Here is a 13447-nt window from a genome sequence, read left to right as displayed (position 1 = left end):
GAACCATGGATGAGAGTATTTCCAGTCTGATCAGGGCTCTTTCTGACCCTGATATCGAGAAGCGCCATGCGGCAGAAGATGCCATCGTCTCGATGGGCGAGGGGGCGATCATGCCCCTCATCGAGGTGCTGGCCGGGGACGGCACCGAGAGCTTCCGCTGGTATGTCGCCCGGATCCTGGCTCGAATCGGCGTCACGGCGATAAAACCGTTGATTATGACGATGGTCGTCAATGATGACCCGGTCTTCCGGCGCTATGCCGCCGCCGCCCTCGGTTCGATGGGGGAGACGGCGGTTGAGCCCCTGATCGCTGTTTTCAGCAGCGAGGACCGGGAACTACGCGGTTTTGCCATGCTTGCCCTCTGCCGGATCGGGAAACCGGCCATCGAATCCCTGAAACGTCTCTCTGCATGTGATGACGATGTGTTGAAATCGTGCGCCTCCCTCACGCTCTGGAAGATGGGGGAGGAGGGGATCGGCGGGCTGGTGGAATCCATCGAACAGGAAGAAACCACATAATTTTTAAGAGCCTGGATGAGATTCCATTCGATGATGGCGGAACTCCCGACCGGCCAGGGGCGCAGGCGGCTGATCATCTTCGGAGTGGTGCTGGCAGCGAGTCTGCTGCTCGAGGTCGTCGTCCATCTGATCATCGGGATCGATGTCGTCTATAGCCATTTCTTCTATGTCCCGATCGTGCTCGCCGGGATCTGGTACGGCAGGAGGGCGATACCGGTCGCCCTTGGACTGGGGCTGGTGCTCATCGCTGTCACCTGGGCCCAGAGTGGGGCGGTGACGGTTTCCGCACTCGGGCGTGCGCTGATGTTCCTGGTGGTGGCGGCAGTGATCGGTCTTGCCGCTGAACGCCTCCGCTGGAGCGGTCCGGGTGGACTGCACTCTACAGAACCGGAGTTTTCCCCGGATCTCGGGACCGATGATCTGATCCTGGCCCTGCAGAACCGGAACGCCGACACCCGGTATGAAGCGGCCGTCGCCCTCGGGAAGCGGGAGGATCCGGCGGCGATCGAGCCCCTGCGCTCCGCCCTCTCCGACCCGGAGCCCGGTGTGCGCTGGGTGGCGATGGAGGCGCTCGGGGCGATCGGGCGCCCGGCGCTCCCCGTCCTGATCGAACTGCTCGCATCAGACGATGTGGACGTCCGCTGGGGGGCGGCGATCGCTCTCGGGGATATCGGTGACCGGGAGGCGGTGGAGGCGCTGGCCGCACGGCTGGAGGATACGGACCGTTACGTGCGGACGCGGGCGGCGCTGGCGCTTGCCGCGATCGGCGGGCCCGCCCTGCCGGCCCTGGCAGCAGTGGTGGAGGGCGGGAGTGCGGAGGGCCGCTGGGCGGCGGCGCTGGCCCTCGGCAAAGCGGGTCTGGAGGAGGGCGTCCCCCCCCTCTCCCGCCTGCTCAGGGACGGTGACACCGGTGTGCGCTGGAAGGCGGCGGAGGCGCTCGGAGAGATCGGCGGTCTGGCCGCCGTCCCCCCCCTGATCACCGCCCTGGGTGACGATGAGGGGGAGGTGCGGGAGGCGGCCGCCTCCGCCCTTGCAGGCATCGGTGCGCCGGCGGCGGGTCCGCTGGTCGATGCCCTGCGGGTGCGCGAACGCTGGTTCGGGGCGGTGGACGCCCTCAGGGGGATGGGCGACGCCGCCCGCCCGGCCCTGCTTGCCGCCCTCGAACGGCGGAATCGATGGGTGCGGATCGGCGCGGCGATGATCCTGGGGGAGGCCGGTGACGAGCGGGGTGTTGACGCCCTGGTCGCCGCCCTGGAGGACGACGATGCCGAGGTGCGGGCGGCGGCCCGGGAGATCCTGACGGTCGGCCTGAAAAAAGAGATTCATAACGGGATTTAGTCCCGCACCCCCCATACCCGACTTTTTTTATTCTGGCCCGACCATCTGATCCACATGGTGGCAGTCTCCCCGGCGATGGCCGAATACTTCAGGCTCCTCGAGAGCAACCTCAACGAGGCCCTGAAGGTCGCCGAAGCGGCGCGGGCGAAGGGGCAGGACCCCACGACCGTGATCGAGATCCCGCGGGCCAACGATATCGGTGACCGGGTGGAGGCGCTGCTCGGGATCAACGGTGTCGCTGCCAGGATCAGGGCCCTGGAGGCGCAGATGTCGCGTGAAGAGGTCTCCCTGAAGATCGGTGACGATTTTGCCGCCAAAATGTTTGGCGAAACCACCAGGGAGGAGATCGTGGACCACGCCATCCGCACCTCGATGGGGCTGTTGACCGAGGGCGTGGTGGCGGCGCCGACCGAGGGGATCGCCAAGGTGGGGTTCGGCACCAACGACGACGGCACCGAATACCTGAAGATCTATTATGCCGGTCCGATCCGCTCGGCGGGCGGGACGGCCCAGGCCCTCTCGGTGCTGGTGGGCGACTATGTGCGGCGGGCGATCGGGATCGACCGCTACAAGCCCCGCCCCGAGGAGGTGGAGCGCTATATCGAGGAGCTCAAGCAGTACAACGGCATCCAGTCGATGCAGTACATGCCGAACGAGGCAGAGATCAGGCTGATCATCAATAACTGCCCGGTCTGCATCGACGGTGAACCCACCGAGCGTGAGGAGGTCTCCGGATACCGCAACCTGGAGCGGGTGGAGACGAATACGGTGCGGGGCGGGATGTGCCTGGTCGTCGCCGAGGGGCTTGCCCTGAAGGCCCCGAAGGTGATGAAGAACGTCAAGAAGATGAAGATGGAGGGCTGGGACTGGATCCAGCAGATCATCGACGGGGCGGCGTCGCAGTCCGGAGACGATGAGGAGGAGGAGAGCGGTATCCACCCGAAGGACAAGTATATCCGCGACCTCATCGGCGGGCGACCGGTCTTCTCCTACCCGATGCGCAAAGGGGGTTTTCGGCTGCGGTTCGGGCGCTCCCGGAACACCGGTTTTGCCGCCGCCGGTTTCAATCCGGCCACCCTGCACATCCTGGGCGATTACCTGGCCGTCGGGACGCAGATGAAGACCGAGCGACCCGGCAAGGCCGCCGGGGTGGTGCCGGTGGACACGGTCGAGGGGCCGACGGTGCTCCTTGACACCGGGGAGGTGCGGCGGGTGGACGATGCGGAGGAGGCACGGCGGATTGTCCCCAGGATCGAGCGGATCCTGGATGTCGGCGAGATCCTCATCTCGTACGGCGAGTTCCTGGAGAACAACCATCCCCTTATTCCCCCCTCGTACTGCGAGGAGTGGTGGCTCCAGGAGGGGGGGCCCCGCCACCCGGAGTCCGAGATGGAGGCGATCGAGTTCGCCCTCGCCGGCGCCCCCCTCCACCCGGACTATATCTGGTTCTGGGACGACCTGGAGCCCGAGCAGATCCGGGACCTTGCGGCGTATGTGGGTGGAAACGGGCGGATCGCCGATGACGGCCTGCGGATCCGGTTTGATCCGGATATCAAGGCGGTCCTGGAGGAGGTGCTCGTCCCCCATACAATAGACGGCGATGAGGTGGTGATTGGCACCTATCTGGTCTTCCTTGCCTGCCTGGGTCTCACCCTGGACCTGCAGCGCCGTCCGGCATGGGAGGACGCACCCGACGGCCCCTCCCTCGCCCTGGTCTCGCACCTCTCGGGGTGGACGGTGCGCTCGAAGGCCGGGACCCGGATCGGCGGGCGGATGGGTCGGCCCGGCAAGTCCAAGCAGCGCGAGATGAAACCGGCGCCGCATGTGCTCTTCCCGGTGGGGGAGAACGGGGGCTCCCGCCGTTCGGTGCAGGAGGCCGGGGCCTACAAGCAGCGGAGCAACACCGACGGGGGCTCGATCCGCGCCGAGGTGGGGGAGAGGCGCTGCCCCTCCTGCGGGGCGGTGACCTACAAGAACTGCTGCCCGTCCTGCGGTGCCCATACCGAACCGGTGAACCGCTGCCCCCGCTGCAACCGCGAGGTGAAGGGGGCGGTCTGCCCCTCCTGCGAGGGGCCGGCGGTCTGCATGCAGGAGATCAGCCTGCCGATCAAGGAGGAGTACGCCACCGCCTGCGCCGCCCTGACGATGCGCGAGAACAGCGTGGCCCTGGTCAAGGGCGTCAAGGGGCTGATCTCTCGCGAACGGACGATGGAGCCCCTGGAAAAGGGGCTGCTCCGCGCCCTGCACAACGTCTATGTCTTCAAGGACGGCACGGTCCGCTACGATATGATCGACCTCCCGGTCACCCATTTCCGGCCGCGGGAGGTCGGGGCCACGGTGGAGCAGCTCCAGGCCATCGGCTACACCCATGACTATGACGGCGTCCCCCTCACCTCCCGGGAGCAGGTGCTGGAGCTCCGCTGCCAGGACATCATGGTCTCCCGGAAGTGCGGGGACTGGCTGCTCCGGGTCTCGCATTTTCTGGACGACCTGCTGGAGAAGTTCTACGGGCTGCCGCGATTTTACAATGCACAGCGGCCCGAGGACCTCATCGGTCAGATGCTCATCGGGCTTGCCCCGCATACCTCGGCCGGTGTGCTCTGCCGCCTGATCGGCTACACCGAGGCGAACGTCGGGTATGCCCATCCCTTCTACCATGCCGCAAAGCGGCGCAACTGTTTCCAGGGCGACACCCTGATCCGGGTGCTGGAGGAGGGGGGCGGCTGGCGCGAGGTGCCGATCCGCCAGTTCGTAATCGAGAACTTCGATATCTCCACGCCCGGCCTCGACGCCGCCGGCACCCACTGGTCAGAGCCCAGACGGTACGCGGCGGTGCAGGCGGTGGACTGCCAGGGCGCCACCCATCTGCGCCGGGTGACGGCGGTCTCGGTCCACCGCGCTCCCGAACACCTGATCCGCTTCGAGACCTCCCGCGGCCGGTATCTGGAGGTGACGCCCGACCATACGATGCTCGTCTGGGACACCTGCTATCTCCGCCGGGTGCGGGCGATGGAGGTGCGGGAGGGGGACCACCTGCCGCTGGCCGAGGGGGGGCAGGTGGTCTCGGACACGGTGACGATGGTCCGGTATATCCGCTGCCCGGACACGGAGGTCTACTGCCTGACGGTCGCCGACGACCATACACTGGCGGCAAACGGGATCTATTGCGGGCAGTGCGACGGTGACGAGGACTGTGTGATGTTCCTGCTCGACGGGCTGATCAACTTCTCCCGCACCTTCCTCCCTGAGACTCGGGGGGGTTCGATGGACGCCCCCCTGGTGCTCACCGCCCGCCTCGACCCGAAGGAGGTGGACAAGGAGAGCCATAATGTCGATATCGTGGACCGCTACCCCCTGGAGTTCTATGAGGCGGCGATGCGCTATGCCCCCCCCAAGGAGCTCGAGAAGGTGATCGACCACGTCGAACTCCGCCTCGGCACTCCCGGTCAGTACGAGGGCTTCCGCTTCACCCATGACACCGCCGACATCTCGGCCGGTCCGCTGGACTCCACCTATACGACGCTCGGGTCGATGATCGACAAGATGGAGGCCGAACTCGACCTGGGCGATAAGATCCGGGCGGTGGACGTCGATGACGTCGCCGAGCGCGTGCTCAACACCCACTTCATCCGCGACCTGATGGGCAACCTGCGGGCGTTCGCCTCCCAGACGGTGCGGTGCACGAAGTGCTCGACAAAGTACCGCCGCATGCCGCTGGCCGGGAGGTGCCCGCGCTGCGGGGGGAAGGTGATCCAGACGGTCCACGAGGCCTCGGTGAAGAAGTACCTGGAGATGAGCAGGAAGATGTGCGAGAAGTATGCGATCTCCGAGTACACCAGGCAGCGGGTGGAGATGATCGATATGGCGATCCTCTCCACCTTCGGGGAGGAGAAGGAGACGCAGCTCGGGCTGGCGGACTTTATGTGATGGGTCGGTTCAGGGCCCCATGGCGGCAGGCCCCTTCATCACCGCCCCCAGGATGTTGGCGACCGCCTGGAGATAATCCACGTCCTCGCGGCTGAACCGACGGCGGCGGCAGGAATGTGCACCGAGCACGCCGCAGGGAGCGTCCACGCTCCCGATGATCACGCTGATGCCGCTGGTCACCTCATGCTCCCTGAGCAGGGAGGGGCCGGTAAACCTCGTCTCCGTTCTCAGGTCCTCGACGATCACCGCTTCGTTTGTGAGCAGGGTGTAGCCTGCCTGCGAGTCGGTGCTGGCGCCCACCGTGGTCTGCCCGACGATGCCCGCCCGCCATCCCGTGCCGGCGCAGAGGAGGAGGCGGTCGCCCGACGGGAGGGGTTCGAGCACCTTGCAGAAGTCCACCTCCAGCACCTCGGCCGTGATGGCCACGGCGCTGTCCATCAGCGCCTGCCTGTCGATATCGGTGAGGGCGTTCTGCCCGAGTTCGGCCAGCGCCGCCTGCCGGCGAGCACGGTTCACGGCAAACGCCTCCGCACGCTTCAGGTGGGTGATATCTACTGAGAGGGACAGGAATGCGATCACCTCCCCGTGGCCGTTCCGCTGCGGGATACAGCCCTCCCTGAAGTGACGCACCTCGCCCTCTCCGTATTCTTCGCTCCTCTCCTGGAAGTCGCTCTCCCCCTGCAGGGCCGCTTTCATGCTCTGTTTGATGGTGGAGGCCGTCTCCGGCGGCAGTACTTCCTCGATCCGTCTGCCGATGCACTCCTCTTCGGTGATCCCGAAGTTCTCTGCGAACCGGCGGTTCACGCAGAGGCAGCGTCCCTCCCGGTCAAGATAGGAGATGCAGAGGGGCATCGTGTCGATGATCAGCCTGAGCTGCTCCTCCTTCTGCCGCAGCGCCCCGGCGTCCTGCCGCTGCCCCACCGCCTTCCTGATCATATTCACCAGTTCGGCGTACTGCGGACGGACGGCCCCGCCCTTCTGGAGATAAAAGTCGGCGCCATTGTTGATCGCCTCGATCACCACCTCCTCGCGTCCCCTGCCCGTGAAGATGATGAAGGGGATCTCCAGACCGGCGGTGCGGATCCGCTTTAAAAGGTCGATTCCATCCATCTCCGGCATCTGGTAGTCGGAGACGACGGCGTCGAATGGGTGCTTTGCCACCAGTTCGAGGGCTTCGGCCCCTGATGCAGCGGTGGTGCAGGTGATGTCGGTGCAGAGTTCGGTGAAATAGATCTGCGTGAGATCCCGCAGGTCCTCCTCATCGTCCACGTAGAGCAGTGAAATGGTGATGCGGTCGTCCTCCGTCGTCAGAGGATAGTGGAACGGAGAGTATTTCAATGCCCTGATCTGTTGTTCCGCTCCGCCTCTCACACTGACCGGAAACTGGAACGGCTAAATACTCGGAGTGCATACGTAGTATCCACGCTTCTGTGGCACCGCTGCGGATGCGCACAGGGATCGTAGGGTAGCCTGGTCCATCCTAGGGCGTTCGGGACGCTCTGACCTGAGTTCAAATCTCAGCGATCCCATCCATTCTGTGGATTCATCGGCGGGGAGTGAAACGGTTCTTTTGCTTCTGCCTCGGGCCATCCCCGGGACACGCCTGCTCTCGCTGGTGTATGCCGCTGCGAGGGTATCGGCTGCGCCCATGGCGTCTGGCCGAATAGTTCAAGTAGGGGATGTGCGTTCAGGTACCCCTATGGAGGCCATTACGGGGGCGTCAAAGAAAGAGGACGGTGTCGTTGTCGAATACAAAAAAGGGTCGGGTTATGCGGTTGTCGGGTTCACCTACCAGGACCTCATCGACCAGGGGATCAATGCCCTGGACCTGGTGGAGCACCCGACCGACTATGAGGTCGACCCGGAGACCAGGCAGCTCTCTGCCTGCCCGGCAAAGTGCGAGTCCCCGGCATCCCGCTGAGGGCGCCTACCGCGGGTGCGCCTGGAGCTGGGCGGGACGGACGTCCACTGAGACGCTGAGCGTTTTGTTGCCGCCGCGTATCTCAATGTCGTAGTGTCCGGCTTCCGGGAATTTCACTTTGTACATCCCGACGTTGGCCGGAAACGCTCCGGTTGAATAGTTCATCCCGCCGCGCTTGACCTTTTTGCCGTTCACCCAGAGTTCGGTGTGGACGACATGCGGCGACCAGTCGTTCGATACCGGATCGAAGTCGTGGATATCGAACTCGTAGAAGATCTCCCGCTCGTCGCCTGCCTGCAGATAGCCGCGCGGGGCGTCGATCGCGATCGAGCGGTTGTCCCAGGACTGGTACCAGAGGTCCCCCTTGAGTGTCGCATTCCTGTGTCCCATGTTCTCGCCGATTTTATCTCATCGGCAATATATTTTGCCTGTCGGCGAGCCCGACCGAAAACCACCCTATCCTCCACCTCCCACGCGAGAGGGTGAACCGGAACGGAGATGTGTGCGGGGAGGCGATGGTGCGCCCGGCACGGGCAGGGGATGCGGGGTCGATCGCAGCGTTCAACCGGGCGATGGCGATGGAGACCGAGGGGCGGGTTCTGGACGTCCTGACCGTCGAAGCGGGTGTGGAGGCGGTTTTTGTCGATCCGGGCAGGGGCCGGTATTTCGTGGCCGAAGCGGACGGGAGGGTGATCGGGCAGGCGATGGTCACTACCGAGTGGAGCGACTGGCGGTGTGGTGAGTTCTGGTGGGTGCAGAGCGTGTATGTCGAACCTTCATGGCGGCGGCGGGGTGTGTTTACTGCCCTGTTTGGGTGCGTCGAGGCGGAGGCACGGCGGAGTCCGGGTGTGGTGGGGCTCAGGCTCTATGTGGAGCGGGAGAACCGGACGGCGCAGGAGACCTACCGGCGTCTCGGGATGGCGGAATCCGACTACCTGATGTTCGAAACAGAATTTCCGGCAGAACCGCCGCTGTCCCCATCCGGGTGACGGAAGACTTTTGTTCGGGCGGGTGCACCCTCTGCTCATGGTAGTCGAAACCATCCCGCAGACGGTCGGGCCGGTCTATGCCATGGCCGGTATCCTCGCCTTCGCCTATCTCTGGTGGCGGGGTTTCCTCTCGCGCCGCCGGGCCTATCCTTTTCTGGCCGTAACGGCCATGTTCGGGTTCCTGATCTTCGCCCCGGTCGCCCCCTACCAGCTCCAGGGGATCGTGCTCGGGGAGGCGGGGCCGGGTGTGCCGGTGGGGGCCGTCGCCTTCGGGCTGGGAGTGATGCTCGTCCTCGCCTTTGTATTCGGGCGGATGTACTGCGGGCACTTCTGCCCGGTGGGGGCGCTGCAGGAGATCGCCTCTCTGCTGCCGGTGCGGAAAGTGGGGAGAACACAGAAGGCGGCGCCGATGGCAGTCCGGGGGGTGGTGTTCGCCCTCTTCCTGGTCGCCGGCCTCCTCTATTCCTATAACCTCCTGGGTGCCCTCGGGATCCGGGATTTCTTCTATCTGGTGCCCTCCGTTTCGGCGGCGCTCTTCCTGGTGATCCTGGCCCTCTCGGCGGTCGTCTATCGTCCGTTCTGCCGGTTCGTCTGTCCGTTCGGGGCGCTCCTGGCGGTGCCTTCCTCCCGGTCGAGGGTCCGTTTCGTGCGCACCGACCTCTGCATCGAGTGCGGGGCGTGTGAACGGGCCTGCCCGGTCGACGAGGCGAAGAGGGGTGATGCAAAGGCCGAATGCTATATGTGCGGGCGCTGCATGGAGGTCTGTCCGGTCGAGGGGGCGCTGGTCTATCGCCGTCCGGATGAATAGGTGCGAATCTCTATGCCTTCCGGCGCCGAGATCGATGTGCAATGGAGAACGGATCTCTCCGTGGGATCAGGCAGAGGGACGGTTCGTATGCCCTTTTCCTCCGGGTGCCGGGGGGCGTCCTGGGGCCTGAGGACCTGGAGCATATCGGCAGGGTGGCGCGGGAGCATGACGTGCCGCTTGTGAAGGTGACGTCCGGGCAGCGGCTGGCCCTGATCGGCGTGTCCGAAGAGGACATCCCGGCCATCCGGGCCGATATCGGGTGCGGCGAGGGGGCGGCGGCGGGGCCGGGGCTCTGCTTTGTGCAGGCGTGTCCGGGCAGTCTGGCCTGCCCGCACGGGGTGCAGGATGCCCTCTCCCTGGCCCTCGCCCTGGAGGAGATCCACCGGGAGCGGGCGTTTCCGGCGAAGGTGAAGATCGGGGTCTCCGGCTGCCCCCGCTGTTGCGCCGGGAGTTATGTGCGGGACGTCGGCGTGGTCGGGACCGGATCGGGCTGGACGGTGACCTTTGGAGGGAATGCCGGCGGGCGGCCGCGGATCGGTGATGTGGTCGCCGAGGGGCTGGACCGGTCGGCGGCGGTCGAGACGGTGGCCTGTCTCCTGGACCGCTATGAGGAAGGCGCCCGTCCGGGCGAGCGAACTGCACGCTTTGCCGAACGCTGCGGGTGCGGTCGGACCGCCGAACAGGATACCAACCGGCAGGAGCGATAGAGGATCGGAATGACCGAACAGAGCAGAACCGGCACCGACCAGCGGCATTATCTCCCCGCGGAGAGGAGTACTGTTCATGTCTGAACGATCCGAACGGGCGGCCGCCTCGTTCGCCGGCGGGCTGAACTGTGCGCAGGCGGTGGCCGCCGCCTTTGCCGGGGATTGTGGCATCGAGGAGTCGGTGATCCGGCGACTGGCGTGCGGCTTTGGTGGCGGGCTTTCCCATACGGACCGGACCTGCGGGGCGGTGAGCGGCGGCGTGCTGGTGCTCGGGCTTGCCCGCGGCACGGCCGTCGTCGGTGACCGGGAGGGGAAGGAACGGTGTTATGTCGCCGTGCGGGAGTTTCTCGATAGGTTTTCCGCCCGCCACGGTTCGGTGGACTGCACCCCCCTGCTGGGCTTCGATCTCTCCGACCCCGTGCAGATCGATGCGGCCCGCACCGCCGGGGCGTTTTCTGATCGGTGCAGCGGGTATGTGCGGGATGCGGTGGAGATCGTTGAGGAGATCCTGGAGGAGCGATGACGGTCAGGGTGCATGTGTTTGTGAGCGGACGGGTGCAGGGCGTCTGCTACCGGTATGCGGTCGAGGACGAGGCCGGACGGCTCGGTGTCGCCGGATGGGTGCAGAACCTCCCGGACGGGCGGGTGGAGGCGGTCTTCGAGGGGGATGAGGAGGCGGTCAATGCCATGCTCGTGTTCTGCCGCCAGGGTTCCCGCGGTGCACGGGTGGACGGGATCGAGGAGATGCAGGAGAACCCCCTCGGCGAGAGCGGGTTCTCGATCCGCTCGTGAGGGGGCAGAATGACTCTTTTCCCGTCATCTTCTCCGGTGAACCCCCCAGGGGCGACTGATGCGGTCGGAACGCCGGTGATCCGTCGGTCACGTCCTGACGATTTTGAGGGTGTGTATTCCCTCTACCTGGACGTCGCCGCCATTCCCGGGGGGATCGCACGTTCTCAGGACGAGATCACCCCCGATTATGTGGTGTCGTTTCTCGGGCGGAGCGGCGCCGCCGGTCTCTCGATGGTGGCGCTCGACGGGGACAGGATCGTCGGGGAGGTCCATGCCGCCAGACCCGTTCTACGGGCGTTCTCCCATATGCTCACCGACCTGACCATCTGCGTCCGTCCGGCATATCAGGGGCGGGGATGGGGCCGGCGGCTGTTCAGTGAGTTTCTGAGGGTTGTGCGGGAGGATATGCCGGATGTCCGCCGGGTCGAACTCTTCACCCGGCAGAGCAACCGGCGGGCGATCGCCTTCTACACCTCGCTCGGCTTCTGTATGGAGGGCATACTGCGGGGGCGGATCGCCGGTGTGGACGGGGACCTGGAGGACGACATCCTGATGGGATGGGTGCGCCCGCCGCCGGGGGACGACGACGATAGATATTAGATGGATTCGGCCCAATACACAGGATACAGGCGAGTGTTACCGAGCGGCCAAAGGTGATCGACTCAAGATCGATTCTCGTAGGAGTTCGCAGGTTCGAATCCTGCCACTCGCATGCATCCGATCTCTCTATTTTTGCTGATTTTTCCGGTTTTCTTCCCTTCTTTCCTGCTCCGCCGGCACCGTGACCCGCTCCCCGCCCTCCGTGATCCGGGCGCTTCTTTCGGTCAGGCGGACGCCCCGCCTCCTCCCTCCGCTCCGGGCCAGGTAGCCCTGCCCGATCAGGTCGGACACGATCGCACGGTAGTGCCGCCTGCTCCACTCCCTGCCGGTATTGTAGGCCGGAAGGAGGTCGAAGCGGTTGTTCCGGACGGTTGCGTTCTTCGACCCCCGCAGCACGTCCGCGATCAGGTCGATGCCCGGGTCTCCGGGCAGCTGCTCCACGCAGGCGATGATCCGTCTGGCGCATTCGGTGCCGTCGATCCTCCCGCCGGGCCCCTCGCAGGTGTCGCACCGCCCGCAGGTCTCGGCCGCATATGCCTCGCCGAAATAGTTCAGGAGATATTTGCGCCTGCACGCCGCGGTCTCGCAATACCCTCGCATCTCCTCCAGTTTCCGGAGGGCTGTGCGCCGGTGCCGCCCGCCCGGACCGCCGCGGTCGATCATGGAGCGGATCCTCTCGTGGTCCGCGGGGTCGTAGAAGAGGACGCATTCGGCGGGCCGCCCGTCCCGTCCTGCACGCCCGCTCTCCTGGTAGTAGCACTCCAGGCTCCCGGGCAGGTCGTAGTGGACCACATAGCGGACGTCGGGCTTGTCGACGCCCATCCCGAAGGCGACGGTGGCGCAGACGATCCGCACCCGCCCGCGGAGAAAGTCCTCCTGCACCCGCTCCCTGGTACGCGTATCGAGGCCGGCATGATAGGCGTGCGCCCGGTAGCCGTATCTGCCCAGGACTCCGGCGATCTCTTCTGTTTTTTCCCGGGAAGAACAGTAGACGATCCCGGATTCGTTCCGGTGCTCCCTGATGCATGCCAGGAGCAGGGCCGTCGGGTTGCTCTTCGGGAGGACGCGGTAGCGGACCTCAGGGCGGTTGAAGGTGCCGACGAAAACGGCGGGCCCTGAGAGACCGAGCTGCCGGCAGATGTCTTCCCTGACGTCGGGAGTGGCGGTGGCCGTCAGGGCGACGATGGGGACATGCGGGAGGTGCCGTCTCAGCCCGTTGAGGTGCCGGTATTCGGGCCGGAAATTGTGCCCCCATTCGGAGATGCAGTGCGCTTCGTCGATGGCGATGAGGCGGACCGGGAGGCGGCGGAGGGATGCCAGCACGGCGGGCTGCATGCATTTCTCCGGCGATATGAAGAGCAGCCTGAGGGTGTCCTCCTCCAGGCTTCTTCTGATCTCCTCCCTCTCCTCAGGCTTGAGGGAGCCGGTGCAGGCGGCGGCCGGCACCCCCCGCAGGGTCAGGTCGTCGACCTGGTCCTTCATGAGCGAGAGGAGGGGGGAGACCACCAGGGTGAGACCGCCCAGGGCCAGGGCGGGGAGCTGGTAGCAGAGGGACTTTCCGCCCCCGGTCGCCAGCACTGCCAGGGTGTCGCGCCCCTCCAGCACCGATGCGATGATCTCGCGCTGGTGCGGCAGAAACGAGGTATACCCCCAGTATTTTTTCAGGAGTGCGTCGGTGGCGTCCACGAGGTCCCTCTCATACTGGGGGGGTGGGGGTGTTGAAGGTTGGCATCCGGCGGTGCCGTCTCCGGTTCGGTCCAGGAACAGATCGCAGGGTTTATGTTTGGTCGGGATATATTTCATAAAAAAATTTTTGGTAGCCTATGGAAGCAGATAAATTCATTTAT

At 65.4% G+C, this 13447-nt stretch carries 13 protein-coding genes and 2 tRNA genes; 12 read left to right on the top strand and 3 right to left on the bottom strand.

Features of this window, described 5'->3' with window-relative positions:
* Positions 1-5: 5 nt before the first annotated feature.
* The 3 genes from CUJ86_RS01450 to CUJ86_RS01440 are packed head-to-tail and all read left to right on the top strand — an operon-like array spanning position 6 to position 5783.
* A complete protein-coding gene (locus CUJ86_RS01450; RefSeq protein ID WP_130645784.1) occupies positions 6-518 on the top strand; it encodes a HEAT repeat domain-containing protein in 513 nt (170 codons plus the stop codon).
* A 30-nt stretch (positions 519-548) separates the two neighbouring features.
* Entirely contained in the window at positions 549-1856 is a 1308-nt protein-coding gene (locus CUJ86_RS01445) for a HEAT repeat domain-containing protein (RefSeq protein WP_165394723.1), read from the top strand.
* A 54-nt stretch (positions 1857-1910) separates the two neighbouring features.
* Positions 1911-5783: a DNA-directed DNA polymerase II large subunit gene (locus tag CUJ86_RS01440; RefSeq protein WP_130645782.1), complete on the top strand. Its 3873-nt coding sequence runs from the start codon at positions 1911-1913 to the stop codon at positions 5781-5783.
* A 9-nt stretch (positions 5784-5792) separates the two neighbouring features.
* On the opposite strand, the gene CUJ86_RS01435 is transcribed toward CUJ86_RS01440, so the two are convergent.
* Positions 5793-7154 carry a response regulator gene (locus CUJ86_RS01435; RefSeq protein WP_130645781.1) on the bottom strand — a complete coding sequence of 454 codons (1362 nt, stop codon included), beginning with the start codon at positions 7152-7154 and terminating at the stop codon, positions 5793-5795.
* Between the two features lie 83 nt (positions 7155-7237).
* Between CUJ86_RS01435 and CUJ86_RS01430 the strand changes: the two genes are divergently transcribed.
* Both CUJ86_RS01430 and CUJ86_RS01425 read left to right on the top strand, forming a co-directional pair.
* Positions 7238-7312: transfer RNA gene (locus CUJ86_RS01430), tRNA-Pro, on the top strand.
* 170 nt (positions 7313-7482) lie between these two features.
* Positions 7483-7704, top strand: coding sequence for a hypothetical protein (locus CUJ86_RS01425; RefSeq protein ID WP_130645780.1), 222 nt, complete (start codon positions 7483-7485; stop codon positions 7702-7704).
* Between the two features lie 6 nt (positions 7705-7710).
* Here CUJ86_RS01425 and CUJ86_RS01420 read toward each other — a convergent pair whose 3' ends face one another.
* Positions 7711-8094: a hypothetical protein gene (locus tag CUJ86_RS01420; RefSeq protein WP_130645779.1), complete on the bottom strand. Its 384-nt coding sequence runs from the start codon at positions 8092-8094 to the stop codon at positions 7711-7713.
* 92 nt (positions 8095-8186) lie between these two features.
* Between CUJ86_RS01420 and CUJ86_RS01415 the strand changes: the two genes are divergently transcribed.
* From CUJ86_RS01415 to CUJ86_RS01385, 7 genes are all read left to right on the top strand, one after another.
* Positions 8187-8693 carry a GNAT family N-acetyltransferase gene (locus tag CUJ86_RS01415; RefSeq protein WP_235855540.1) on the top strand — a complete coding sequence of 169 codons (507 nt, stop codon included), beginning with the start codon at positions 8187-8189 and terminating at the stop codon, positions 8691-8693.
* 37 nt (positions 8694-8730) lie between these two features.
* On the top strand, positions 8731-9501 hold the full coding sequence (locus tag CUJ86_RS01410) for a 4Fe-4S binding protein (RefSeq protein ID WP_130645778.1): 771 nt from the start codon (positions 8731-8733) through the stop codon (positions 9499-9501).
* Between the two features lie 41 nt (positions 9502-9542).
* The gene (locus CUJ86_RS01405) at positions 9543-10208 is read left to right on the top strand and encodes a nitrite/sulfite reductase domain-containing protein (protein WP_130645777.1); all 666 of its coding nucleotides are present in this window, start codon (positions 9543-9545) and stop codon (positions 10206-10208) included.
* Between the two features lie 76 nt (positions 10209-10284).
* Positions 10285-10731 carry a C-GCAxxG-C-C family protein gene (locus CUJ86_RS01400; protein ID WP_130645776.1) on the top strand — a complete coding sequence of 149 codons (447 nt, stop codon included), beginning with the start codon at positions 10285-10287 and terminating at the stop codon, positions 10729-10731.
* On the top strand, positions 10728-11000 hold the full coding sequence (locus CUJ86_RS01395) for an acylphosphatase (RefSeq protein WP_130645775.1): 273 nt from the start codon (positions 10728-10730) through the stop codon (positions 10998-11000). The genes CUJ86_RS01400 and CUJ86_RS01395 overlap by 4 nt, the downstream gene beginning before the upstream one ends.
* A 9-nt stretch (positions 11001-11009) precedes the next feature.
* The gene (locus tag CUJ86_RS01390; RefSeq protein ID WP_130645774.1) at positions 11010-11600 is read left to right on the top strand and encodes a GNAT family N-acetyltransferase; all 591 of its coding nucleotides are present in this window, start codon (positions 11010-11012) and stop codon (positions 11598-11600) included.
* Positions 11601-11629: 29 nt separating this feature from the next.
* Positions 11630-11712: transfer RNA gene (locus CUJ86_RS01385), tRNA-Leu, on the top strand.
* Between the two features lie 14 nt (positions 11713-11726).
* Here the strand turns inward: CUJ86_RS01385 and CUJ86_RS01380 are convergent.
* The gene (locus CUJ86_RS01380; protein ID WP_165394722.1) at positions 11727-13403 is read right to left on the bottom strand and encodes a RecQ family ATP-dependent DNA helicase; all 1677 of its coding nucleotides are present in this window, start codon (positions 13401-13403) and stop codon (positions 11727-11729) included.
* Positions 13404-13447 lie beyond the last annotated feature (44 nt).

The sequence above is a fragment of the Methanofollis fontis genome, assembly GCF_004297185.1.
Taxonomy (GTDB): Archaea; Halobacteriota; Methanomicrobia; order Methanomicrobiales; family Methanofollaceae; genus Methanofollis; species Methanofollis fontis.
The sequence above is the reverse complement of the archived record's forward strand: the minus strand, read 5'-3'. Positions and strand labels throughout refer to the sequence as shown.